Consider the following 24,477-nt stretch of genomic DNA (forward strand, 5'->3'; position numbering starts at 1 on the left):
CCATGTGGCTTAGCATGCGGCATTGCCGCCGCGCGGCCCCGAGTTCCCGTCTTTCACGTTTCCCCGGTCGTTTCCCGATGCATTCACTCCGAATGATCTTTCCGCGCCTTACGAGGTTCCCGCGGGTACTCACGCTCGTTCTGTTATCGCCGCTGTGGATGACGGGTTGCACGGATCCCGAGGATCAGCGCCCACCCGAGCAGGTGACTGGCTTGCCGGACTTCACCGAGTTGGTGGAGGCCAATGCCTCGTCTGTCGTTAACATCACCAGCGTCAGCAGCCTGCCTTCCTTGTCTGAACAGGGGGAGGGCGGTGACAGCCGTCACGACTGGATGCGCGGCCTGTTTGGGGAGCGCGCGGATGAGTTGCCCGGACCTTTGTTGCCACAGGAAAACGATGGGTCGGGCTTTATCCTCAGCGAAGATGGCCACGTCGTCACCAACGCCCATGTGATTGATGGGGCAAACAAGGTGTTCGTGCGCTTGAGCGATGGTCGCGAGCTGGTTGCCGACGTGGTGGGTGTTGACGGTATTGGCGATATCGCGCTGCTCAAGGTGGAGGCCGATAGCCTGCCGGCGGTCTCGCTCGGCGATTCGGATGCGGTGCGCCCTGGACAATGGGCGCTGGCTATCGGTTCGCCCTACGGGTTCGACCAGACCGTGACCGCCGGGGTCATTAGTGGGCTGGGTCGGCATCTTCCCGGTCAAGCAAACCAGCCCTATGTGCCCTTCATTCAAAGCGATGTCGCCATCAATCCGGGTAATTCGGGCGGTCCGCTATTCAACACGAGTGGGCAGGTGGTCGGCATCAATGCCCAGATATTCACCGAATCCGGCGCCTTCAACGGCATCTCGTTCGCCATCCCGATCAACTACGTCGTCGACGTGATCCGTCAGATAAAACAGAACGGTGAGGTCAAGCGGGGTTACGTCGGCGTCGAGGTGCGCGGTGTTAATCGTCAGCTTGCCGACCGCCTGGGCCTTGATGAGGCTCGTGGCGCCGAGGTGGTGCGTATCGTCGAGGGCTCGCCGGCGGCTGACTCGTCGATTGTGGCAGGGGACATCATCCTCGCGGTCAATGGCATTCCTATCAAAGATGGCGCGGACCTGACCGAAGCGTTGGGGTCGTTGCCGCCGGGTTCCGAGGCATCCCTGGAGGTTTGGAGCGACGGGGAGACGCGTGATGTGGAGATCACGTTGGCCTCGCTTCCCGAACCGGAGGAGGCGCAGTCGGATACCACCATCCCGGAGTCTTCGGAAGAGCCGGAACTGGTCGTGATCGAGACCCTCGGCATGATCCTGCGGCCACTGGAAGAAGGCGGGGTGCGTATCGGTGAGCTTGATCCGAAGGGACCCGCGTCCCTCGCCGGACTGATGCCGGGGGATCGGTTGATCTCGATCGATCGCCAGCCCGTGGGGACGCTGTCCGAGGCGTATCGAGAGATCGCTCGCATCGCGCACAACCGCAGCGGTAAGGGCAACGATCTCGTGCTGTTCCTGGTCGAACGTGATGGCAAACAACGTTTCTTCATGCCCGCCTTTTCCGGCAACCCGCATCAGTCGCACTGACTCTGCGGGCTCCGGGGAAGGGCCTACGCGAATCCGGCACCCCTCCGCGCCTGGTGCATCTGCCCGGCGCAAGAGGCATTCAGTTAGGCCAGGGTGGCGCCGGATTCGTGCAGCCCGATCCCTCGCCCTATATACTGTGCGGCTCTTCTCGCGGCGCGTTTTCGTTGCCCGCGGGGCTTTCCCACGAACCGAAAGTTAAACCTCTATGGCGTCCGAGCGACTCTCCCGGATTCGCAATTTCTCGATCATTGCGCACATTGACCACGGCAAGTCGACCCTGGCCGATCGCATCATCCAGCGCTGTGAAGGCCTGGAAGAGCGCGAGATGAGCGCGCAGGTGCTCGATTCCATGGACATCGAGCGCGAGCGCGGTATCACCATCAAGGCGCAGAGCGTCTCGCTGGACTATCACTCCCGCGACGGTGAGACCTATCGTCTGAACTTCATCGACACGCCCGGGCACGTGGACTTCTCCTACGAGGTGTCGCGTTCGCTTGCTGCCTGTGAAGGGGCATTGCTGGTGGTGGATGCCTCGCAGGGCGTCGAGGCCCAGTCGGTCGCCAACTGTTACACAGCGATCGACCTTGGACTTGAAGTCGTGCCGGTGCTCAACAAGATTGACTTGCCGGCCGCCGAACCCGATCGGGTCAAGGCCGAGATCGAAGACATCATCGGCATCGAGGCACAGAACGCCGTGACCTGCTCGGCCAAGACGGGCGAGGGCGTCGACGAGGTGGTCGAGCGCCTGATCGAGCAGATCCCGCCGCCAGAAGGCAACGAGGACGGCCCGCTCAAGGCGCTGATCGTGGATTCGTGGTTTGACAACTACGTCGGCGTGGTCGCGTTGGTGCGCGTCATCGACGGGGCGATCCGGCCCAAGGCGAAGATCAAGGCCATGGGCACGGGCGACGTATTCACCGTCGACAAGACGGGCGTGTTCACCCCCAAGACGCTGGCCCGCGACGGGCTATTCGCCGGCGAGGTAGGCTTCGTCATCGCGGGTATCAAGGATATCGATTCGGCCAAGGTGGGGGACACCCTGACCGACGCCGAGAATCCGGCCGACGGCCCGCTGCCGGGCTTCAAGGAGATGCAGCCGCGGGTATTCTCGGGGCTGTACCCGGTGGAGGCCGATCACTACGACGACCTGCGCGAGGCACTGCGCAAGCTGCGCCTGAACGACGCGGCGTTGCATTTCGAGCCGGAAGTCTCGACCGCGCTAGGATTCGGTTTCCGCTGCGGCTTTCTGGGGCTTCTGCACATGGAGATCATCCAGGAGCGGCTCGAACGTGAGTACGACATCGATCTGATCACCACTGCGCCGACGGTCATCTTCGAGATCGAGGAAAAGGACGGAACGACCTACCAGATCCACAATCCCTCGCAGTTGCCGGAACCGACGCTAATCAACGAGATCCGCGAGCCGATCATCGAGGCGCACATTCTCTGCCCGCAGGACTATGTTGGACCGGTACTCAACCTGTGCATGGAAAAGCGCGGCGTGCAGAAGAACATGCTGTATTCCGGCAATCAGGTCACTCTGATCTTCGATCTACCGATGGCCGAGGTGGTGCTCGACTTCTTCGATCGCCTGAAGTCGGTTTCGCGCGGCTATGCCTCCTTTGATTACCATCTGGACCGTTTCGAGGCGGCGCGCCTGGTCAAGATGGACATCCTGATCAACGGTGAGGCGGTCGATTCGCTCTCGCTGATCGTCCACCGCGACAAGGCCGAGCAGCGGGGCCGCGAGCTGGTGGAGAAGCTCAAGGAGCTCATCCCGCAGCAGATGTTCGAGGTGGCACTGCAGGCGGCTATCGGCGGCAAGATCATCGCGCGGACCAACGTCAAGGCGCTGCGCAAGAACGTGTTGGCCAAGTGCTACGGCGGTGATGTCTCGCGCAAGAAGAAGCTGATCGAAAAGCAGAAGGCCGGCAAGAAGCGGATGAAGAACATCGGCAAGGTCGAGGTGCCCCAGGAGGCGTTCCTCGCCGTCTTGCAGATGGACAACAAGAACTGATTGTCGCCACGAGCGACCCGATTGACCCAACGCGGAGCACGTCGTGGATTTTGAACTTCTCTTGGTGGTGGCCACCTTCGTCAGTGGTCTGATCTGGCTGATCGATCGATTGGTCTTCCGGCCCCGGCGTCGTGCCCGGTTGTCTTCCGAGGCGGAACAACTGGGTGCCGAGGCGGGTATCGACGGCGGGGCGGCCAAGGATCACGAGCCACTGCTGGTCGACTACGCCAAGTCGTTCTTTCCGATCCTGCTGGCAGTGCTGGTAATCCGCTCGTTCCTGTTCGAGCCGTTCCGTATCCCGTCGGGATCGATGATGCCCACCTTGCTGGTGGGTGATTTCATCCTGGTCAACAAGTTCACCTACGGCCTGCGCCTGCCGGTGGTCAACACCAAGGTGTTGCCGATTGGCGAGCCTGAGCGGGGCGATGTCGCCGTTTTCCGTTATCCCGAGCAGCCCGAGGTCGATTACATCAAGCGCATCGTCGGTTTGCCCGGGGATTCGGTCCGGGTCGATGATCAGCGATTGTGGATCAACGGCGAGGAAGTGTCATTGGAGACAACCGGGCGATACGACGGTGACGCCAATCTCAAGCATGCGGGCCTGACCACCGCAATCGAGACCCTGCCGGACGGCGGTCCGCACCAAATCCTGATGGATACCGACCGTCGCCTGGGTGCGGCGGAGTGGACCGTGCCGGAAGGGGAGTATTTCGTCATGGGTGACAACCGCAATCACAGCAACGACAGCCGCTTCTGGGGCACCGTGCCCGAATCGAATCTGGTGGGCAAAGCGGTTATGATCTGGCTGCACTGGAACTGGCAGGACGGTGGTTTCGACACCGGGCGCATCGGTCGCTCGATCGACACCGTTGATGCCGATTGACGTTCAAAGAGGGAATGCCCCGTTCGTACCGGCGGGCAAGACGAGGATGAAGGAAATGGACAACAGCGTTTCGAAGGGACAATTCCGTGGGCAGCTGAACGGCCGAGCCGCTGGCGCCACTCGTCAAGGCGGCATGTCGCTGGTGGGGTTGATCATCGCCGCGATCGTGCTGGGTTTCGCCGCCCTGGTCGTGATGCAGGTCGTGCCGCTTTACATCGCCGACCAGAAGTTGACCAGCATCTTCAAGGGTCTCGAGGAAGCGTCCGCGGGCAGTCCGGCGGAGATCCGCCGCACGATCGACAAGCAGCTGGACATCAACGAAGTTGATGATCGCTTCGACTCGAAGGAATTCGAGATTCGACCGGTCACGGGCGGTTACAGCGTCACCTACAACTACGACGGGCGTGCCACCCTGTTCGGCAATCTCTCGCTCGTCGCCGAGTTCAAACATCAGACCCGTGTCAGTAACTAAAAGCTCCAATCCCCTTATCCGTGATCCCGACGCCCTGGCGCAATCGCTGGGGTTGTCTTTCGATAATGCCGACCTGCTCGGGCAGGCGCTGCGTCATCGCTCGTCCGGGAAGCTGAACAACGAACGCCTGGAATTCCTGGGCGATTCGATCCTCAATCTCGCCATCTCGGACTACCTCTACCGCCACAAGCCGGAAGCAACCGAGGGGGCGCTTTCTCGTCTGCGTGCCTCGGTGGTGCGCGAGGAGACCCTGGCTCAGGTCGCACGCCGCATCGGTTTGGGGGACTACCTGGTCATGGGATCGGGAGAGTTGAAGAGTGGTGGTCATCGCCGGGATTCGATCCTCGCCGACGCGCTTGAAGCAATCATTGGGGCGTTGTACCTCGACCAAGGATTCACACCGGCCCACGACTGGGTCCAGTCGCTGTTCCAGGATGAGTTGACCTCGCTGCCGGACGCGCAGCAGCTCAAGGATGCCAAGACACAATTGCAGGAATACCTGCAACGCGACCGGCAGCCATTACCCGAATACGAGGTGATCGAACAGACCGGTCAGGCCCACAAGCAGACTTTTGAAGTCGCCTGTCGGGTCAATTTCCGTGATGATCCGTTCGCGACCCGCGCAAGTGGATCGTCGCGTCGTCGTGCCGAACAGACGGCCGCACGCCGGATGCTCAAGACGCTCCAAGAGCGTCACGACAACAACGCCCCATCGGAGAGCCAGACATGACTTCATCGCCCCGTTTTGGTCACGTGGCGATCGTCGGTCGCCCCAATGTTGGTAAGTCCACCCTGGTCAACCGACTGGTGGGGCAAAAGGTCTCGATCACCGCGCCCAAGCCGCAGACAACCCGTCATCGGATCACCGGCATTATCACCGAGCCGCGCGGCCAGATTGTGCTGATAGACACGCCGGGGCTCCACGAGGGCGGCCGGGATGCTCTTAATCGTCAACTCAATCGCACGGCGCGTAGCGCGCTCGAGGGCGTCGACCTGATCCTGTTCATGGTCCAGGCGGGGCAGTTCGGTGCCGAGGACGAGGCCGTGCTCCGTCTGCTCTCGCATGTCGAGGCGCCGGTGGTGCTGGTGGTCAACAAGGTCGACCTGGTCAACGACAAGACCGAACTGCTGCCGTTTCTGGCCAGGATCGGCGACAAGGGCGATTTCGCCGAGGTCTATCCGATGAGTGCCCGACGCCAGCGTGGCCTCGACGGCCTGCTGGACCTGGTGTTCTCGTACCTGCCCGAAGGGCCGATCGGTTACGACGAGGACCAGGTGACGACCGCGCCGGTACGCTTCATGACCGCGGAGATCATCCGCGAGAAACTGGCCCGCTCCCTGCACGACGAGTTGCCCTACCAGACCACCGTGATGATCGAGCGTTTCGAGGAGACCGATCGCCTGGTCACCATCGGGGCGGTCATCTATGTGGCGCGCGCCGGTCAGAAGGGCATCGTGATTGGCAATCGTGGCTCCCGCCTGAAGATCGTGGGGCAACAGGCGCGCGAAGCGATCGAGCACCTGCTCGACAAGCGCGTGATGCTCGATCTCTGGGTCAAGGTGGCCGACGACTGGGCGGACGATGAACGCTCCGTGGCCGCGCTCGGGTACCAGCTGCCCGAATGAGGCCGACCGGGCCCGTTGGCAAGGGCGGGTGACGCCATGCGCGGCTTTCTGCTCCACGCGCGACCGTTCAAGGAAAACGGCCTACTGCTCGACTGGTTGACCGACACCCGCGGCTGGGTGCGCATGCGCCAGAATGGGGGGCGTCGGGTCAAGAAACGCGGCAGTCAGCGGCCGCCCAATTTCGTCTGTCTCGAGGTGGAGACGGCCGGGCGAGGGGGCTGGCCAATACTGACCGGTGCCGAGCCGGTCGAGAGGCTGCGTTTCCTGCATGGCCAATCGTTGGCAGCGGCCTTCTACCTGCATGAGCTCATCCTTCGGGCACTGCGTCCGGAAGAGGCGATGCCGGGCCTCTTCCTCGACTACTGGAAAAGCCTGGCCATGCTCGATTCGCCTGAAATGCCGGTTTCCGTGGTGGTGCGTCGGTTCGAGCGTCGCTTGCTGGAACACCTCGGCGCCGGTCTTGACTGGGAGCAGGCGGCCAACGGCCTACCGATCGAGCCGGAACGGCAATATCGCGTCGGCCTGCAGGGCGGTATTGTGCCTGGCAACGGGGCGAATGCCGTCTCGGGCCGCCTGCTGCGTGCGATTGCCCGTGACGAGGCGCTGGCCGAGGCCGATGACCGGCGCCGGGCGCGGGACCTGATGCAGGGCCTGCTGGCGCCGCATGTCGGCTCCGCGCCCTTTCTGTCGCGTAGGCTGTGGCCAAGTGCCAGGGATTCGGCTCGGGGGCCCGATGCAGGCGATACTCTCAGGCCCTAGACTGTTCCACCAAGATAAATGCTAGCCAGGCTCGACCCGCTCAACGCTCACACGAACTCCGGAAATCGAAGACCATGACCAATCGCGTCACCGCCCAATATCCCTTGCTCGGTCTGAATATCGATCACGTCGCGACCCTGCGCCAGGCGCGCGGGACGCGCTATCCCGATCCGGTGCATGCCGCCTTGCTCGCGGAGCAGTCGGGGGCCGACAGCATTACCCTGCACCTGCGCGAGGATCGTCGACACATCCAGGATCGCGACGTGGCAACCCTGCGCGACCTGCTGCAGACCCGCATGAACCTCGAGATGGCGGCAACCGACGAGATGATCGAGCTCGCCTGCCTGCTTCGCCCGCACGACGTCTGCCTGGTACCCGAGCGGCGCGAGGAACTCACTACCGAAGGTGGCCTGGACGTGGCCGGTCAGATCGACCGCATCCACGCGGCCTGTGACCGGATGGGCGAGGCCGGCATTCGCGTGTCTCTGTTCGTCGATGCGGACCCGCGACAGATCGACGCGGCCGTGGCCTGCGAGGCGCCGGTGATCGAGATTCACACTGGTCATTACGCCGATGCGACCGATGATCACGCCGTCGCCGAGCAGCTTGAACTGATCCGCCAATGCGCCCGTGATGCTGCCGACGTCGGCCTGGCAGTCAATGCCGGCCACGGTCTGCATTATCACAACGTAGCGGCGATCGCGGCGATCGAGCAGATCGAAGAGCTCAATATCGGCCACGCCATCATCGCCCAGTCGGTGTTTTCCGGCTTGCCGGCGGCCGTGCGCGAGATGAAGACGCTGATGCACGCGGCCCGCTTCGGTCGTCCCGCAGGCTGACACGGATTGGGCCGGACATGATTCTGGGGATCGGCACCGACCTGGTTGAGATCGCTCGTATCGAGGCGGCACTCGGCCGCCACGGCACGCGGCTGGTGGAACGTGTCCTCGGTCCGGCGGAGCGTGAACGGGTGCCGGAACGCAACGCAGCCCCGTGGATCGCCAAGCGCTTTGCGACCAAGGAGGCCGTCGCCAAGGCCCTGGGCACTGGGTTTCGGGATGGCTTGCGCTTGGTCGATATCCAGACCGGGCATGACGAGTACGGTCGCCCGAGCGTTTTGCTCGACGGCAAGGCACGTGACCGTTTCGAACGGATGGGCGGGTTGTCGGTCGACTTGTCGGTCAGCGACGAACGTGCCTACGCACTTGCCTTTGTCGTGATCAGTGGTTGATGGCCTTTCGCCGCTGGCGTTGATACAGGGTGTCAAAAACGGCGATCGTGGCGGTGGCGGCGGTTGGAATGAGCAGGTTATTGGTGGTCCCCAGCGGCCCCTGAGCGAACACCGCCACGCTCCCGCCAGTGACATAACCGCCGAGTAGCGTTAGCAAAAGCCATCCTTGCCATGACCAGGTCCGTCGACGGATCAGCCGTGCCAGGTACACGCCGAGATCGGTGGCGATACCGGTGACGTGAGTGGTGCGTATCAGCAGGCCTCGGTAACTGGCCACCAATGCGTTCTGCAGGCCACAGGCAATCGCGGCTGCCGCCAGGGCGGCGATGGCTTGACCGAGAACGACGCCGATGACGGCGGTCGCCAGGAGCAACGATTCCAGCCCGAGGGCCCAGGCATACCGTGAGCTTTCCGGGAATGGCCTTCGTCCGATCATTAGCCCCGATAGGGTGGCCCCACCGATGAATCCGGACAGGATGATCACGGCGGTGAACATCACCATCGGGTCGGCCAGCGCCATTCCTTCACTCAGGTGGGAAGCCGTGCCGGTCATCTGGCTGACCGGCAGGCCGAAGGCCATCAGCATGACGCTGTTTATGTGACCGGCAAGGCCGGCCATCACGAAGGCGATGAGGAATGCCTTCGCTGGGGTGGATCCGTCCGTCGCGCGGGGTGGGTAGGGCATGTCGGTTGCTGTCTCATGAAGGGGACGAGGCGTCGAGGATAATCAGATGATAGCCCTTGATGTGGCGGTTGAATGGCCGTAGAATTCGCCGCTTGTTTCTCCTGCCTGACCGTTCCGCATGCGGCAGGCTGCCTTCAATCCACAGGAGTTTTGATCCATGCGTCATTACGAAATCGTCTTCATGGTCCATCCGGACCAGAGCGACCAGGTCCCGGCCATGATCGAGCGCTACCGCGGCATCATCGAAGCTGCGCAGGGCACGGTCCATCGCCTTGAGGACTGGGGTCGCCGTCAACTGGCCTACCCGATCAAGAAACTGGTCAAGGCGCACTACGTCATGCTGAACGTCGAGACCGACCAGGAAGCCCTGGCCGAGCTCGAGGAAGCGTTCAAGTTCAACGACGCCGTTCTGCGCCACATGACCATCCGTTGCGACGAGGCCTACACCGAAGCCTCCCCGATGATGCAGGAGCGCGAGGCCGAGCGCCGTCCGCGCCGTCGTGACGATGACAACAAGCGCGAAGAGCGTCGTGACGACGACAAGAAGTCCGACGACTCCAGCGAATAAGTTTCAAGAGGTTTGATCCATGGCCCGTTTTTTCCGTCGCAAGCGTTTTTGCCGTTTCACCGCCGAGGGCGTGAAGCACATCGACTACAAGGACATTGACACCCTGCGTCAGTACGTCACCGAAACCGGCAAGATCGTGCCGAGCCGTGTGACCGGTACCAACGCCCGTTATCAGCGTCAGCTGCAGACCGCCATCAAGCGTGCGCGCTTCCTGGCCCTGCTGTCGTACACCGACCGTCACTGATCGCGTCCGTCCCGAGCGTCTAGGAGTCAATATCCATGCAAGTAATTCTGTTGAGTAAGGTCGAGAACCTCGGCTCGCTGGGCGACGTGGTCCGCGTCCGCCCGGGTTACGCCCGTAATTTCCTGATCCCGTACGGCAAGGCCAAGCCGGCCACCAAGGCCAACATGGAAGAGTTCGAAGCGCGCCGCGCCGAGCTCGAGAAGAAGGCCGCCGATGAGCTGGCTGCGGCCCAGGCCCGTGCCGCCAAGATTGGTGAAGAAGCCAGCGTCACCATCCCGGTCAAGGCCGGCGCTGAGGGCAAGCTGTTCGGCTCGGTTGGTACCGATGAAATCGCTGACGCGGTCAACGAAGCATTCGGTGTCGAGATGGAGAAGCGTGAAGTGCGGATGCCGGAAGGTGCCCTGCGCGCGCTGGGTGAGTTCCCGATTCAGCTCCACCTGCACTCGGAAGTCGACGTCGAAATCAACGTCGTGGTCGTTCCGGAGCAGTAATCCGGTCGATCGGTCCTCACGGTCGCCTGGCGCCCGTGAGAGCGCCGCCGACAGTACGGCAAGGCCCGCCCTCATTGAGGCGCGGGCCTTTCTTTTGCCCACAGCAAAGAGAAAATGTGCCGCTTTGGGATCAGGGAACCGGCCTCGATCCGCGTGGTCAACGTCGGACGCAGGGCGTATCATCGACCCTTCCATCGGGGGAGTCCCAACCGGCCGCCATGACGACCGTGGTCGGATGTCCCCTTGCGCCGTCACACCCTCTGGTACACGAGATACATGTCACTCCCGGACTACGATTCCGACAAGCCCAAACCCCGTCGCAGCGCGAATTCCACGGTGGGCTCACCGTTGGCCTTGCGGGTGCCACCGCATTCCCAGGAGGCCGAGCAGGCCGTGCTCGGTGGGCTGATGCTCGATCCGCTCGCCTTCGAGCAGGTGGGTGACAAGCTCGCAGCCCCGGATTTCTATTTCCACGACCATCGGTTGATATTCCAGGTGATCGGAGAGTTGGCCGAACGCAGCCAACCCTTCGACGCGATGGTGGTTTCCGAGCGCCTCAAGACGCTGGAAAAACTTGAGGACATCGGCGGGAACGATTACCTGGCGGCCCTGGTCGATTCGGTTCCCAGTGCAGCCAATATTGCCGCCTATGCCGAGATCATCCGTGAGCACTCGCTACTGCGCCAGTTGATCGAGGTCGGTACCGAGATCTCCCGCAAGAGTTACCAGACCGAAGGGCAGACCGCTTACGACGTGCTGGAACTGGCGGAAAAGCAGATCTTTGCCATTGCCGACGAAGGGTCGCGGACCCGGCGCGGCTTTCAGAGCATCACGGATCTGTTGACCGTGGCCATGGACCGCATCGCCGAGCTTTACGAAAACAAGGGCGAGGTGACTGGGCTTAGTACCGGTTTCAGCGACCTCGACGACATGACCACCGGGTTGGGCAAGGGGGATCTGGTGATCGTCGCCGGGCGCCCCTCGATGGGAAAAACAACCTTCTCGATGAACATCGCCGAGAACGTGGCCTTGTACAGCAAGAAGGCCGTTGCCGTCTTCTCCATGGAAATGCCGGGCGACCAGCTTGCCGTGCGGATGCTGTCGTCGCTGGGCCGGATCGATCAGACCAAGGTGCGTACCGGTCGTCTGGAAGACAGTGACTGGCATCGGATTTCCGGGGCGGTGGGCCAGCTGAGCCAGACCAAGATCTTCATCGACGACACCCCGGCGCTTTCGCCCTCCGATCTGCGGTCACGCGCCCGGCGCCTTGCGCGGGAAGAGGATCTTGGCCTGATCGTGGTCGACTACCTCCAGTTGATGCAGGTGCCGGGCTCCAAGGAAAACCGGACCACCGAGATCTCGGAGATCTCGCGCTCGCTCAAGGCGGTGGCCAAGGAACTGAATGTGCCCGTCATCGCGCTCTCGCAGCTAAACCGCTCGCTTGAACAACGACCCAACAAGCGCCCGGTGATGTCGGATTTGCGTGAATCGGGCGCGATCGAGCAGGACGCCGACATCATCATGTTCATCTACCGGGAAGAGGTCTACGAGCCGGATACCGAGAAGAAGGGCATGGCCGAGATCATCATCGGCAAGCAACGTAACGGCCCGGTGGGCACGGTGCCGATGACCTTCCGCGGTCAGAATACCCGGTTCGAGGACTTCATCAGCCCCGAGAGCGTTCCGGAAGCCTACCGGTGATGCGGCGCGCGCGATTGCTGATCGATACCCGGGCGATGCGACACAACCTCAATGTGGCCCGGGAAGCCGCCGGCACGCGGTCGATCTTCGCCGCGGTCAAGGCCGACGGTTACGGCCACGGGCTTCTCACGGCCGCGCGGGCGTTCTCTAAGGCCGAGACCGACGGGCTGGCCGTGGCGACGCCGGGGGAGGGCATTGCGCTGCGGGAAGCGGGGCTGTCCGAACGGATTTTGGTCCTTCAGGGCGCGCTGACCACTGAGGAACTGGAAGCGGCGGCAGCCCGTTCGCTTGATTTGGTTTTTCACGAGATAGCGCAACTCGATCTCTTGGAAAGCCACGCCCCGTCTTTGCCGGCCGGACGCATTCGAGCGTGGATCAAGGTGGACACCGGGATGCATCGTGAGGGGTTGATGCCCGAGCAGGTGCAACCGGCCCGCGATCGGTTGTCGGTCAGTCCGGCGGTCGGGGGAACGATCGGCCTGATGACTCATTTCGCTCGGGCCGACGAGCCGAATGGTTCGGCCACCGACGAGCAAATCGAGACGTTTCGTGCCCTTGCCCGAGACTGGTCGGGTGAGACGAGCCTGTGCAATTCCGCAGCACTGCTGGGTGCGAGCACGGCGGGTGGCGACTGGGTGCGCCCGGGCATCATGCTTTATGGCGGCAACCCGTTCATTTTCGGCGAGGCGGCCCAGTATCGTCTGCAGGCCGCCATGACCCTCAAGACGGTTCTGGTGGCCGTGCGCCAGGTCCCGCGCGGCGAGCCCGTTGGCTATGGGGGGCGTTTTGTGGCCCCGGAGACGATGCCGGTGGGACTGGCGTCGGTCGGGTATGGAGATGGCTATCCGCGGCATGCACCGTATGGCACGCCGATCCTGGTCAATGGCCAGCGCAGCCAGGTGATCGGACGGGTCTCGATGGACCTGGTCACGGTGGATCTGCGTGGTATCGAGGCGCAGGTGGGTGACGAGGTGGAGTGCTGGGGAAGCGGATTGCCGATCGACCAGGTGGCGCAGGCCGCCGGCACCATCAGCTACGAGTTGATGTGCCAGGTCAGCGGACAGTTGCGATCCGAGGCAACGATTCTGGACTAGTTATCGCCGGCTGGGTCGGCCGCGCGTACGCGGCCGCGGCGGGGAAGACGGATGGGGCCGGTTGGCCATTCCCTTTCCCGGCTTCAGCCCTGGCCCTGTTCACGTTGGGTCAGTGCAACCAGGGTGCGTTCGACCAATCCCGCCTGGGCGTTCTCGTGGCTCTCGATGAGTGCGTCAAGCCGTCGTTCGCCTTCCACGATGGCAACGAAGGCATGCGCCGTCGAGCCCTGAATGCCGGCCGCCCGAGCCGCTTCGCGCATCTCGTTCAAGGCCGCCAGGGCGTCGCGCTCCCCCCAGGTGGCGGCGAGGATCAGGGCGGCAATCTGTTCGGCGGCTTCGACTTCGGCCTGTTCAGCGACGCGGTGCAACCACCGGGGCTCATCCGTGGCCCGGTCGATCGCGGCCAGGATCATGCGGTCTTCGTCATCGAGCGTTGACTCGTCGACCGTGCGTCCGGCCAGGCGTCTCTTGAGCGCCTCGGCCAAAGCGTTCCATCCATCCTCTCGGTACTGATCGATTGCCAGCATCGCGGCTGTGCCCGCCGTCGGCGTGGCCTCGGGCAGGGTTAGTGCGCTGCTCACGGCCTCGATCAACTCGAGGTGTGCGGCGGCGACCTGACTGGAAACGTCTGTCATCTCGGCTACTCTACTGGGCTGTATTCGTGTGGCTGCATTGGCTGGGCCCAATGAGCCGGGCTTGAAGACATGTCTTGCAACACGCGACCGCTCACCCGGAGCGGCATCACAGACTAAAGCGCTTGGAGTAACGATGGAATACCGACGACTGGGCAACAGTGGCCTCAAGGTGAGCGAGATCTGCCTCGGCACCATGACCTTTGGCGAGCAGAACACGGAGGCCGAGGCACACGAACAACTCGACCACGCGGTCGCCTCCGGGATCAACTTCATCGACACCGCCGAAATGTACCCGGTGCCTCCGCGTGCGGAGACACAGGGGCGGACGGAAGCGTACGTCGGTTCGTGGCTGCGCAAGCAGCGGCGTGACGAACTGATCATCGCCACCAAGATTACCGGGGCAGGGCGTGCAAGTCTCAATCATGTCCGCGGCGGCCCGCGCGTGACGCGAGAGCAGGTTGGGCAGGCCATCGATGACAGTCTGCAACGATTGCAGACCGACTACGTCGATCTCTACCAGATTCATTGGCCGGATCGGTACGTCCCCAAGTTTGGCCAGGTCTATTACGATCCCGACGAACGTTGGGAGAGCGAATCGATCGATGCCCAGTTGCGGGCGCTCGGCGAGCAGGTCGAGGCCGGCAAGGTCCGTTACCTGGGATTGTCGAACGAGACGCCCTATGGCGTGATGGCCTTCGTCGAGGCCGCACGCCGGCATGGCTTGCCGGTCGTCACCTCGGTACAGAATGCCTACCACCTGATGAACCGGACGTTCGAAACCGGTGGCCTGGCCGAGGTCTGCAACGAACTCGATGTGGCGCTGTTGCCCTACAGTCCGCTGGCCTTCGGTCACCTGACAGGCAAGTACCTGGACGATCCCTCTTCCCCGGGGCGAATCACGCGATTCCCGGATTTCGGCCAGCGTTACGAAAAGCCCAATGCCGCCGCTGCCACGCGCACCTACGTCGATCTGGCTCGGGAACACGGTCTGTCTCCGGCGCAGATGGCGATCGCCTTCACCCTGCGGCGCCCCGAGGTGGCTGCCACCATTATCGGTGCCACCACGCTGCGCCAGCTGGAGGAAAACATCGCCGCGGCGGATGTGTCACTCTCGTCGGAACTGCTCGACGCGATCGATGCGATCGACGCCCGCTACCCGAACCCCACGGTCTGAAGGGAGACGACCATGAGCGACGATCTGATTGCATCGCTTGCCGGTGATCCGTTGTTCCGCGAGGCATGCTTTATCGACGGGCAATGGATTGCACCCGAGAATACGGAACGACAGGCGGTTACCAACCCTGCCAACGGGGCGCAGATTGGCACGGTCCCCCGGCTGGGAGGCGAGCACACCCGGCAGGCGGTCGAGGCGGCCAACCGGGCCTGGCCGGCCTGGCGGGAGCAGACCGCCGAGGCGCGTGGCGCGATTCTGTACCGCTGGTACGAGCTGATGCTGGAGCATGAACAGGCGCTGGCGCGGATCATGACGATCGAGCAGGGCAAGCCGTTGGCCGAGTCGGCCGGCGAGATCCGCTACGCGGCCTCGTTTCTCAAGTGGTTCGCAGAGGAGGCCCGGCGTGCGTATGGGCGAACCATTCCGCCCGCCAAGGCGGGGCAACAGATCGTGGTGATGCGACAGCCGATCGGCGTCTGTGCGGCGATCACGCCATGGAATTTTCCTTCCTCGATGATCACCCGCAAGGCCGCCGCGGCTCTCGCGGCCGGTTGTCCGATCATAGTCAAGCCGGCCAGCGCCACGCCGTTTTCCGCCCTGGCGTTGGCAGTGCTCTCGGAACAGGCGGGGGTGCCGGCCGGGGTGTTCAACGTGCTGACCGGTTCGGCCAGCGAGATTGCCACCGAAATGACGGCCAACCCGATCGTGCGCAAGATTTCGTTCACCGGTTCCACCGAGGTCGGCAGCGCCCTGATGCGCCAGGCGGCCGGGAACGTGCAGAAGATTTCCCTGGAACTGGGGGGCAATGCACCGTTGCTCGTCTTCGACGATGCCGACCTCGACGCCGCCGTGGATGGCGCGATTGCCGCCAAATTCCGGAACACCGGCCAGACCTGTGTCTGCGTCAACCGTTTCTACGTCCAGGACGGGGTATACGACGCGTTCGTTGGCCGGCTCAAGGACCGCATCGAGGGGCTGCAGTTGGGTGACGGCATGAATCCCGATTCCGACGTGACCCCGCTGATCGACAAGGCAGCCGCCGACAAGGTGCTGGCGCAGGTCGAGGATGCGACGGCGCAGGGTGCCACGCTGGTTAGCGGCGGCCGGCGTGATCCCCGCGGCGAGAATTACGTGTTACCGACCCTGCTGACGGAAATCCGCCAGTCGATGCTGGTCATGCGGGAGGAAACCTTCGGCCCACTGGTTGCCGTGTCACGCTTCACAGACGAGTCGGAGGCGATCGAGATGGCGAACGATACGCCTTTCGGCCTGGCAGCCTATTTCTACAGCGAGAACGTGCATCGGGTCTGGCGGGTAGCCGAGTCGATCGAGGCAGGCATGATCGGGATCAACACGGGGCTGGTGTCTAACGCCGCCGCGCCCTTCGGCGGGGTCAAGGCGTCGGGCCTGGGTCGCGAGGGCGCCACCGAGGGATTGGACGAGTACCTGGAGACCAAGTACTTGTTGATGGGATGAGGCCGTTGAGGCCGGTGCGCGATCGCATCGGCAGCGAGACAGGCCGGCCGCGTTCGGATCAAATGGCGGGCTGGCTCAGGCCACCGCATTGAGGTTTGAGCCGGGCACTGCTTGCTCGGCGGTGCGGCGATAGGCGGTGGCCGCGTCGCTGGACTCGCTGGTTGCGGATGAGCGGTCCTCGTTGCCTTCGGCGCCGGTGTCAGTGCGTGACTCGGCTTGGGCACGGTTACGTTCGGCCGTTGCCTGCGCGGCCACGGCGAGATCGGTAGGTGACGGTTCGGCCGGGGCCAGGGCCGCGCGGATCACCTGCGACATCTTCTCCGCGGTTGCTCGCGGATCGTCCGGGACGGGCGTGGTATCGATCTGGACGTCGCCGCCAACCGCGTAGCGTTTACCGTCCGGTCCCTGTTGGTAATCGTAGGAGCCACCGCGCACAAGGTCGCCACCGGCCGCACGATGCGCACTCTCATGGGCACGCACCTCGCGATCACGCGCCTTGAGGTCCGTCAGCATGCGTTGCTCCTCGATCGAGGCCGCGTCGGTCGCCGCGGGCGAGCGTTGCGGCCGTCCCGCCTCGCGCTCGCGCCCGGCAATCGAGGGTGTTTCGGTGCTTGCCGACGACCCTTGCGGTTTGTCGGCTGGCCCGGTGCCGCTTGGTGTCGCGCCAGCCGACCCGCCCGGCACGAACGGCGGGGCAGGCGGCAGGCTGGGCAATGAGGCGGCGATCGGCGTCATGGGCGAGGGCGGGGATCCATTGAGAACAATAGGTTATATCTTCTTCCCGCACGATCTGCAATGGCTGGTGGGCACGAAGGCAGCGATGGTGCCCGGTATAACGATTGGGCCCGAGTTAATGGAACCCCGTGCTGCTGCCGTTGTCCCCCAGATGGGTCCAGGTGAGCCCGGCTTGGATTCGCCCAAACCGACGACTACTCTCTAACGGAGAGTTGGACTTTATTATCAAGAGGATTCGCGACATGGCACAGGCACCACAGAAAGACAGCAACGCCGAACTGGAAGCGGTCAAGGCCGATCTGGCGAAACTGCGTGGCGACATGGGCGACCTGCTCAAGGCCGTCAAGGAGCAGGGTGAGTCCCGTGTGCGGCATGGCGCCGGCAGAGCACGCGACGAGGTCAAGGACGCCTTCGATGAAGGCCTGGACACCCTGAACCGCGGTTACGAGCATGCGCGGCAGTACGGCGATAAGCGCGTTGAGGAGGCCGAGCAACTGGTCGGTCGCCACCCGTTGACCTCGGTGGTTGCCGCTTTCGGCGTCGGGTTTGTCATCGCCAAGCTGATCGACGGAGGCCGACACTGAAAGCGCTGACCGATTACGTCCTCGCCCTGACCAATCTGGTCGAGGCTGAGGGGCGGGTGCTCCGCCGACAAGTCGGCCGCGTCGCGGCCGCTGTCGTGATGCTGGGCGTCGTTGGCCTGTTGGCGGTGGTTGCCATCGGGTTGGTGCTCGCCGCGATCTACCATTGGGTTGCCCCGTTTTGGGGGGCGGCCGGTGGTTTTGCGGTGATTGCCTCCGTGAGCCTGCTGATAGCAGCCGTGTTGGGTATCTGGGCCTACCGATGGTTACGGTGACAACCGGCGCCCGGCGGCTCGAGCAGCGCGCGCGTTTGCACCACCTCGAGCCTGACGCGGTTACTCGGCGCGACCTCTCAGCCTCAGAGGACTTGCACTGGGCCAAGCTGGCCCTGCAAGACAGCAGTCGACGCCTGCAAAGCGACGCCGAGATGCTTTGGCTACCGGTTGCGGCCGGCGTGCAGCATCACCCGTGGCGAACACTGGGGCTGGCCGTGGCCGCGGGCACGGCCTACGGTTGGCTGGATGGTGCGACGCACGGCGCGATTTCTCGTTTTGCTTGGCGTATGTTGCGAACCCGCCTGCTCGGGAGTGGTCTTAGTTTGCGGTAACCACGTTCACGGGGGAGCGGTGATGCCGCAGAACGAAGACCGACCGCTGCCGGGCCAGGAACTGGCACTTGACGAAACACCGCGCAACCTGGGAGATCTGCTGCAGCGGATCGCCGAGGTGGCGTCCGTCCGTGACGAGGTCTATCTCGCCACGATCATGGATGCACTAGGGACCCGTTCGTTCGGCCCGGTCCTTCTCTTGATCGGCGTGATACTAGTCTCGCCCCTGAGTGGCGTGCCGGGCTTGGCGACGGTGTCGGGGATCGGCCTCGCGCTCATATCCTTGCAAATGCTGTGGGGGCGGGAGTCTTTTTGTTTACCTCGTTGGCTGCTCAATCGACACATCTCCAGTGACCGCCTCAGGACTGCACTTCGTTGGCTTGATCGGCCAGCGCGATTCATCGATTGGTGGCTGCGACCGCGATTAACCATGCTCGCCTCTGACAGCGGTGCGATGGTTGTCGCTGGCGTCTGTCTGTTGTTGGGGCTCGTCATGCCGGTAATGGAGTTGGTGCCATTCTCTGTGACGGCGGCGGGACTTGCTTTGGTCACGTTCGGTCTGGCGCTGGTCGCCGTCGATGGCCTGTTCGTCGTTCTTGGCGTGGTTTATTTGCTGACGGTTAGCGCGTTGGCTGTTACGGGACTTGTGGCGTTATGAGACGGTCGTTCGGTTTCTAATGTCGGCGACGTGAATAAGGCGTGCCACATGTCTCAGTCAGTCGGTTCTAACACAGTCGATAAAGTAGCGAAGGCCCTCTTCCGTTTCCTCAGCCACGAGACCGTGCACATCGGTTTCAAACCCCGGTACCTGTTTGTTGAAGTGGCGAACGAACTTCAAGTACTCCACGATGCGGGCATTGAAGCGCTCGCCCGGGACCAGGAGGGGAATCCCCGGCGGGTAGGGCGTCACCAGTGACGCGGTGACCCGTCCCTCGAGTTCATCGATCGGCACACGGTCGATCTGCTTTCTCGCCATCTTCGACCAGGCATCCGCCGGGCGCATGGCCGGCTGGATATCTGAGAGATACATCTCGGTGGTCAACTTGGCGACATCGTGCTCCCGGTAGACCGCGTGGAGCTTTTCGCACAGATCACGCAGACCCACCCGTTCATAGCGCGGATGCTTGTTCACGAACTCCGGCATGATGCGCCACAGGGGCTGGTTGCGCTGGTACTCGTCCTTGAACTGCTGCAACGCGGTCAGCAGGGTGTTCCACCGGCCCTTGGTGATGCCGATGGTGAACATGATGAAGAAGCTGTAGAGACCGGCCTTCTCGACCACCACGCCATGCTCGGCCAGATAGCGGGTGACGATTGCCGCCGGGATGCCCCAGTCGTGGAAATCGCCGTCCACGTCCAGCCCCGGCGTGATGATGGTCGCCTTGATCGGGTCGAGCATGTTGAAGCCGGTCGGCACCTGGCCGAAGCCGTGCCATCGGTCGTCCTCGTGCAGCATCCAGTCATCGCGCGTGCCGATGCCTTCCTCTGGAATCGAGTCCGGGCCCCAGACCTTGAACCACCAATCGTCGCCGTACTCGGCATCCACCTTCTGCATGGCCCGGCGGAAGTCCATCGCCTCGAAGATCGACTCCTCGACCAGCGCGGTACCGCCCGGCGGCTCCATCATCGAGGCGGCCACGTCGCAGGAGGCGATGATCGCGTACTGCGGCGAGGTCGAGGAGTGCATCAGGTACGCCTCGTTGAAGACGTCCTGGTCGAAGCGCTCCTGCTTGCAGTCCTGCACCAGCACCTGGGAGGCCTGTGACAGTCCCGCTAGCAGCTTGTGGGTCGACTGGGTGGAGTAGATCACCGAGTCCTCGCAGCGACGCCGGTCGGCACCGATGGCGTGGTAGTCGCCGTAGAAGTCGTGGAAGGCGGCGTGCGGCAGCCAGGCCTCGTCGAAGTGCAGGACCTCGACGAACCCGTCGAGCTCGTCCTTGATCTCCTCGACGTTGTAGAGAATGCCGTCATAGGTCGACTGGGTGATGGTCAGGATCTTGGGCTGCTGATCCTCGGCGTTGCCGGCAAACGGGTGCTCGGCGATCTTCTTCTTGATGTTTTCCTTGGAGAACTCCCGGCGCGGGATCGGCCCGATGATCCCGTAGTGGTTGCGCGTCGGCATCAGGAAAACAGGGATCGCGCCGGTGAGGATGATCGAGTGCAGGATCGACTTGTGGCAGTTGCGATCGACCACCACCACGTCACCCGGCGCGACGTTCGAGTTCCAGACCATGCGGTTGGAGGTCGAGGTGCCGTTGGTGACGAAAAAGAGATGGTCGGCATTGAAGATACGCGCGGCATTGCGCTCGGAGGCGGCGACCGGGCCGGTATGATCGAGCAGCTGGCCCAATTCTTCGACGGCGTTGCAGACATCGGCACGCAGCAGGTTCTCACCGAAGAACTGGTGGAACATCTGCCCGACCGGGCTTTTTAGGAAGGCTACGCCGCCGGAATGCCCCGGGCAGTGCCAGGAGTACGAGCCGTCGGCAGCGTAGCCGGTCAGTGCGCGAAAGAAGGGCGGGGCGAGCGAGTTGAGATAACTGCGCGCCTCGCGGATGACGTGGCGAGCGACGAACTCGGGCGTGTCCTCGAACATGTGGATGAAGCCGTGAAGCTCCTTGAGCACGTCGTTGGGCAAGTGCCGGCTGGTCCGCGTTTCACCGTATAGGAAGATCGGGATGTCGGCGTTGCGAAAGCGAATCTCCTGGATGAAGTTGCGCAGCTGGACGATGACCTCCAGCGATTCATCCACCGAGGCGTTGCCGCCGTGGAATTCCTCGTCATCGATGGAGATGACGAAGGCCGACACCCGTGCCTGCTGCTGCGCGAAGGCGGCCAGGTCCACGTAGCTGGTGACCCCCAGTACCTCCTCGCCCTCGGCACGGATCGCCTCGGCGAGCGCGCGAATGCCCAGGCCGGAAACGTTTTCGGAGCGAAAGTCCTCGTCGATAATGACGATGGGAAAGCGGAAGATCATGGATGGTCAACCTCGGGATCCGCAGGTGGCTGTCTCGGCGAAACCAAAGCCCGTTTGTCGGGTCGGAGAGAATGCCGCGCCAATGGCAAACCCGGGGCAGGGCCCCGGGTGAAAAGATGGGTTCAAGTTTACAACAAATGCCCGCTGGCGCTGCGTCTTGCCGGTACGATCGGCAGCCAGGCCGTCTAAGGTTCCTGGTTCGGGGAGACCCCCATTTCAGGGGCCGGGATAGGTACCGACGTGGTTCAAAGGTAGGTGGCAGCAATGTCCAATCCATCTCAGCACGAATCAGATGCCACGGATGTCGTGGCCAAGGAGCCCGAGGGGCTCGTCGAGCTGCTGCAGTTGTTGGCCAATATCCGTGAGGATGGTGGTTCGATTCGGCTGGGGCGCGTACTGGACATCGTGGGCCGACGCTCGTTCGGGCCAATGCTTCTCCTGGCCGGCCTGATCACGGTCGCGCCGCTGATCGGCGACATACCCGGCGTGCCGACACTGATCGGTATTTTCGTGTTCCTCATTGCCCTGCAGTTGATGCTGGGGCGTGATTATTTCTGGCTGCCGTCGTTTTTGCTTGAACGCCAGATCCGCCCACAGACCCTGCACAAGGTGGTGGTCTGGATGATGCCCACGGCACGATTCACGGATCGCTTCCTGCGTCCTCGGTTGATGTTCCTCGTCAATGGTGGGGCGAGTTACGGGGTGGCCCTTTTGGCCATGCTCGTTTCCCTGATGATGCCGCTCATGGAGTTCATCCCGTTTTCGGCCAACGCCGCCGGGCTGACCCTGACCCTTTTCGGTCTTGCATTAATCGCGCGTGACGGCTTGATCGCGCTGTTTGCGTTTGCGCTGACCGGGGCCAGTGTCGGAGTAATCGTGTGGGCGTTGTTATGACGCCCGGGTTTTGGCAGGCGATCGAGCACCGAGTAAGGGGCGCATTGCTACCACGCCCACAACGGCACCGGGCAATAGCAGCCAGCTCACGTGCGCGCCGAGGTCTTGCCAAAGACTGGTGGTGATCGGGATGGCCAGGGCACTCAAGCCAAAACCGATGCTGTTCATGATCGCAAGCGCGCTAGCAACCCCATCGGCCGGGGCATGGCGGCTGGCAAGCGCCGAGAACTGGGCCGAGTCGGCAATTACTGCAACACCCCAGATCAACAAGGCCACCAGGGCCAGGCCAGCCGAAAGTTCGGCGAGCCAGGGATAGAACAGGCAGAGCCCGCCGGAGATGGTGAGCGCAGCCACGGCAACCCGGGCGCTACCGAGGTGGCGGCTGAGGCGGCCCGCCGCGACGCAGCCGATGGCACCGATCCCGATCACCGCAAAGGCGAGCAGGGAGAGCGTCGTTGTCGAGCCTTCCGGGTAAAGCCCTGCAATAAATAGGGGGACGAGTACCCAGAAGGCGTAAAGCTCCCACATGTGGCCGAAATAGCCCAGTGCCGCGGCGCGGAACCCCGGTTGGCCGAAGGCCCGGAAGACGCCACCCCATCGCAACCGCGTTGAGCGCTTGAGATGCGGCCCGTCGCCGAGCCATGCGATCACCATGCCGCCCAGCAACGCCAGGCCCGAGGCAAACGTGATCACCCAAGGCCAGGCCAGCCCCAGGCTTAAACCTTGTAGAAGATGCGGTGTGGCCGTTCCCAGCGTCAGCATGCCGACCAGCCAGGCCAGGGCCTCGCCGCGACGCTCCGGCGCCCAGCTCACGATCAGTTTCATGCCCACCGGATAGATGCCGGCCAGGGCGAATCCGGTGAGAAACCGGTAGAGCGTTGCCGCCGCCAAGTCCTGCGCAAGCCAGGCCAGCGCGAGATTGGCAATGGCGCCCGTGATTGCCGAGACCAGGAATACCCGGCTTGCGGCGAATCGGTCAGCCAGTCCGGAGACGGCGAACAACAGGGTGCCCAGGATAAAGCCCAACTGCACCGCGGCGGTGAGCATGCCGAGGTCCGCCGGTGAAAGAGCCCAGTCGCGCATCAGCGCATCGCCAACCCCGTTGGCACTGAACCAGAGCGACGTGCCAAACAGTTGGGCGAGGACGATAAGGGGGACGGGACGAATCATGGCCAGTATCGTACCGGCAAGCGGTTGGCTACGGTGGGCGCACCGGAAATGTTTTGCACCTGACAACGAAAAAACCCCGCACGAGGCGGGGTTTTGCTATCGACCGGGTTGGGTCCAGATTAGATCTGGACGTTTACCGCGGCCGGACCCTTCTGGCCTTGCTCGACTTCGAAGGTGACGGTCTGGCCTTCGGCCAGCGACTTGAAGCCGCCGCCCTGAATGGCGCTGTGATGGACGAAAACGTCCTTGGAGCCGTCGGAAGGAGCGATGAAGCCAAAGCCTTTTTCGTCACTAAACCACTTAACGGTGCCTGTAGCCATGATGGATACCTCTGATGCTATGCATGTGCATATATTTGAATGAAAACGAGGGGATGCTGAAGGACTGCAAAAGCGTCAGAGAACTGCAAATCGTAGCGGGGTAATACAAACTGGAAAATTCAATCTGTGGTCCTGCGGGGTTCGAGCCTGGTGCAATTGAGGAGTCCTTATCCGATTCCTCTCGGGAAAGCGTTCTTTCGTTTTCCCGGAACGCATTATCCCGCGTTCGCCTCAACAAACCATAGTTTTTTCGCAAAAAATGCTATTCGTGATGCTGTCTCAAGCGCGGGGAGAGCGACGCATGGCGATAAAGGCGACGTTTTCCCCGACGTAGCGCACATTTAGCCTCGTTTGACCGCTGAAAGTTTTTTGCTTCGAGTAGCCTAAACAGTTCGAATCCTGGCGCTAGGATCGCAACTATTGCGGTTTTGCGGGGCAAAAACGGCCTGCGGGCATCCTCGATGCGTCCCGAAAGCAGCCCCGTCTCGCCGCTAATGGGACATCGAGCGAGGCGCAGGGCACCGTCAATAAAAGACCCTATCGCGTTGGTCGCGCTTGCCTTATCTGTC

26 protein-coding genes are annotated in these 24,477 nt (G+C 62.9%); 20 read left to right on the top strand and 6 right to left on the bottom strand.

Annotated elements, in window-relative coordinates; all coding sequences use genetic code 11:
• Window positions 1-14 precede the first annotated feature (14 nt).
• From D5687_RS04615 to acpS, 9 genes are all read left to right on the top strand, one after another.
• Window positions 15-1,568: a trypsin-like peptidase domain-containing protein gene (locus tag D5687_RS04615; protein ID WP_158611752.1), complete on the top strand. Its 1,554-nt coding sequence runs from the start codon at window positions 15-17 to the stop codon at window positions 1,566-1,568.
• A gap of 205 nt (window positions 1,569-1,773) precedes the next feature.
• A complete protein-coding gene (lepA, locus tag D5687_RS04620; protein ID WP_125198592.1) occupies window positions 1,774-3,585 on the top strand; it encodes a translation elongation factor 4 in 1,812 nt (603 codons plus the stop codon).
• A 43-nt stretch (window positions 3,586-3,628) separates the two neighbouring features.
• The gene (gene lepB, locus D5687_RS04625) at window positions 3,629-4,468 is read left to right on the top strand and encodes a signal peptidase I (protein WP_125198593.1); all 840 of its coding nucleotides are present in this window, start codon (window positions 3,629-3,631) and stop codon (window positions 4,466-4,468) included.
• A gap of 55 nt (window positions 4,469-4,523) precedes the next feature.
• On the top strand, window positions 4,524-4,940 hold the full coding sequence (locus D5687_RS11415) for a DUF4845 domain-containing protein (protein ID WP_158611753.1): 417 nt from the start codon (window positions 4,524-4,526) through the stop codon (window positions 4,938-4,940).
• Complete coding sequence (gene rnc / locus D5687_RS04635) at window positions 4,927-5,670, top strand: ribonuclease III (protein WP_240031421.1); 744 nt, start codon at window positions 4,927-4,929, stop codon at window positions 5,668-5,670. The genes D5687_RS11415 and rnc overlap by 14 nt, the downstream gene beginning before the upstream one ends.
• A complete protein-coding gene (era, locus tag D5687_RS04640) occupies window positions 5,667-6,566 on the top strand; it encodes a GTPase Era (protein WP_125198596.1) in 900 nt (299 codons plus the stop codon). Before rnc ends, era begins: the two co-directional genes overlap by 4 nt.
• 36 nt (window positions 6,567-6,602) lie before the next feature.
• Entirely contained in the window at window positions 6,603-7,325 is a 723-nt protein-coding gene (locus tag D5687_RS04645; RefSeq protein WP_125198597.1) for a DNA repair protein RecO, read from the top strand.
• Between the two features lie 74 nt (window positions 7,326-7,399).
• Window positions 7,400-8,164, top strand: coding sequence for a pyridoxine 5'-phosphate synthase (gene pdxJ, locus D5687_RS04650; RefSeq protein ID WP_125198598.1), 765 nt, complete (start codon window positions 7,400-7,402; stop codon window positions 8,162-8,164).
• A gap of 17 nt (window positions 8,165-8,181) precedes the next feature.
• A complete protein-coding gene (gene acpS, locus D5687_RS04655) occupies window positions 8,182-8,556 on the top strand; it encodes a holo-ACP synthase (protein ID WP_125198599.1) in 375 nt (124 codons plus the stop codon).
• Here the strand turns inward: acpS and D5687_RS04660 are convergent.
• A complete protein-coding gene (locus D5687_RS04660) occupies window positions 8,546-9,241 on the bottom strand; it encodes a YoaK family protein (RefSeq protein WP_125198600.1) in 696 nt (231 codons plus the stop codon). The genes acpS and D5687_RS04660 overlap by 11 nt on opposite strands.
• 157 nt (window positions 9,242-9,398) lie before the next feature.
• Between D5687_RS04660 and rpsF the strand changes: the two genes are divergently transcribed.
• The 5 genes from rpsF (at window position 9,399) to alr (ending at window position 13,339) form a co-directional block, all read left to right on the top strand.
• Window positions 9,399-9,809 (top strand): 30S ribosomal protein S6, encoded by a 411-nt coding sequence (rpsF, locus tag D5687_RS04665; RefSeq protein ID WP_125198601.1) that lies wholly within the window; start codon window positions 9,399-9,401, stop codon window positions 9,807-9,809.
• A gap of 19 nt (window positions 9,810-9,828) precedes the next feature.
• Window positions 9,829-10,053, top strand: coding sequence for a 30S ribosomal protein S18 (rpsR, locus tag D5687_RS04670; RefSeq protein WP_125198602.1), 225 nt, complete (start codon window positions 9,829-9,831; stop codon window positions 10,051-10,053).
• A gap of 35 nt (window positions 10,054-10,088) precedes the next feature.
• Complete coding sequence (rplI, locus tag D5687_RS04675) at window positions 10,089-10,544, top strand: 50S ribosomal protein L9 (RefSeq protein WP_125198603.1); 456 nt, start codon at window positions 10,089-10,091, stop codon at window positions 10,542-10,544.
• A 276-nt stretch (window positions 10,545-10,820) separates the two neighbouring features.
• Entirely contained in the window at window positions 10,821-12,245 is a 1,425-nt protein-coding gene (dnaB, locus tag D5687_RS04680) for a replicative DNA helicase (RefSeq protein ID WP_125198604.1), read from the top strand.
• Window positions 12,245-13,339, top strand: coding sequence for an alanine racemase (alr, locus tag D5687_RS04685; protein ID WP_125198605.1), 1,095 nt, complete (start codon window positions 12,245-12,247; stop codon window positions 13,337-13,339). The genes dnaB and alr overlap by 1 nt, the downstream gene beginning before the upstream one ends.
• An 83-nt stretch (window positions 13,340-13,422) precedes the next feature.
• Here alr and D5687_RS04690 read toward each other — a convergent pair whose 3' ends face one another.
• Window positions 13,423-13,974 carry a hypothetical protein gene (locus D5687_RS04690; protein ID WP_125198606.1) on the bottom strand — a complete coding sequence of 184 codons (552 nt, stop codon included), beginning with the start codon at window positions 13,972-13,974 and terminating at the stop codon, window positions 13,423-13,425.
• A gap of 133 nt (window positions 13,975-14,107) precedes the next feature.
• On the opposite strand from D5687_RS04690, the gene D5687_RS04695 reads away from it, so the two are divergent.
• Both D5687_RS04695 and D5687_RS04700 read left to right on the top strand, forming a co-directional pair.
• A complete protein-coding gene (locus tag D5687_RS04695) occupies window positions 14,108-15,148 on the top strand; it encodes an aldo/keto reductase (RefSeq protein WP_125198607.1) in 1,041 nt (346 codons plus the stop codon).
• A gap of 12 nt (window positions 15,149-15,160) precedes the next feature.
• On the top strand, window positions 15,161-16,624 hold the full coding sequence (locus D5687_RS04700) for an NAD-dependent succinate-semialdehyde dehydrogenase (protein WP_125198608.1): 1,464 nt from the start codon (window positions 15,161-15,163) through the stop codon (window positions 16,622-16,624).
• A gap of 75 nt (window positions 16,625-16,699) precedes the next feature.
• Here D5687_RS04700 and D5687_RS04705 read toward each other — a convergent pair whose 3' ends face one another.
• Complete coding sequence (locus tag D5687_RS04705; RefSeq protein WP_125198609.1) at window positions 16,700-17,359, bottom strand: putative metalloprotease CJM1_0395 family protein; 660 nt, start codon at window positions 17,357-17,359, stop codon at window positions 16,700-16,702.
• 242 nt (window positions 17,360-17,601) lie between these two features.
• On the opposite strand from D5687_RS04705, the gene D5687_RS04710 reads away from it, so the two are divergent.
• The 3 genes from D5687_RS04710 to D5687_RS04720 all read left to right on the top strand — a co-directional run bounded on the left by D5687_RS04710 (window position 17,602) and on the right by D5687_RS04720 (window position 19,205).
• Entirely contained in the window at window positions 17,602-17,943 is a 342-nt protein-coding gene (locus tag D5687_RS04710) for a YqjD family protein (protein ID WP_125198610.1), read from the top strand.
• A gap of 56 nt (window positions 17,944-17,999) precedes the next feature.
• Window positions 18,000-18,215 (top strand): phage holin family protein, encoded by a 216-nt coding sequence (locus D5687_RS04715; protein ID WP_125198611.1) that lies wholly within the window; start codon window positions 18,000-18,002, stop codon window positions 18,213-18,215.
• A 354-nt stretch (window positions 18,216-18,569) separates the two neighbouring features.
• The gene (locus tag D5687_RS04720) at window positions 18,570-19,205 is read left to right on the top strand and encodes an exopolysaccharide biosynthesis protein (protein WP_158611754.1); all 636 of its coding nucleotides are present in this window, start codon (window positions 18,570-18,572) and stop codon (window positions 19,203-19,205) included.
• 57 nt (window positions 19,206-19,262) lie between these two features.
• Here D5687_RS04720 and D5687_RS04725 read toward each other — a convergent pair whose 3' ends face one another.
• Entirely contained in the window at window positions 19,263-21,524 is a 2,262-nt protein-coding gene (locus D5687_RS04725) for an arginine/lysine/ornithine decarboxylase (protein ID WP_125198613.1), read from the bottom strand.
• 264 nt (window positions 21,525-21,788) lie between these two features.
• Between D5687_RS04725 and D5687_RS04730 the strand changes: the two genes are divergently transcribed.
• Window positions 21,789-22,418, top strand: a complete 630-nt coding sequence (locus tag D5687_RS04730; protein ID WP_125198614.1) for an exopolysaccharide biosynthesis protein — start codon at window positions 21,789-21,791, stop codon at window positions 22,416-22,418.
• On the opposite strand, the gene D5687_RS04735 is transcribed toward D5687_RS04730, so the two are convergent.
• Both D5687_RS04735 and D5687_RS04740 read right to left on the bottom strand, forming a co-directional pair.
• Window positions 22,413-23,588: a nitrate/nitrite transporter gene (locus tag D5687_RS04735; protein ID WP_125198615.1), complete on the bottom strand. Its 1,176-nt coding sequence runs from the start codon at window positions 23,586-23,588 to the stop codon at window positions 22,413-22,415. The two genes, D5687_RS04730 and D5687_RS04735, sit on opposite strands and share 6 nt — an antisense overlap.
• 119 nt (window positions 23,589-23,707) lie before the next feature.
• Window positions 23,708-23,908 carry a cold-shock protein gene (locus D5687_RS04740; RefSeq protein WP_125198616.1) on the bottom strand — a complete coding sequence of 67 codons (201 nt, stop codon included), beginning with the start codon at window positions 23,906-23,908 and terminating at the stop codon, window positions 23,708-23,710.
• Window positions 23,909-24,477: the final 569 nt, after the last annotated feature.

Origin of the sequence: Guyparkeria sp. SCN-R1, from assembly GCF_003932495.1 — a bacterium.
Lineage (GTDB): Bacteria > Pseudomonadota > Gammaproteobacteria > Halothiobacillales > Halothiobacillaceae > Guyparkeria.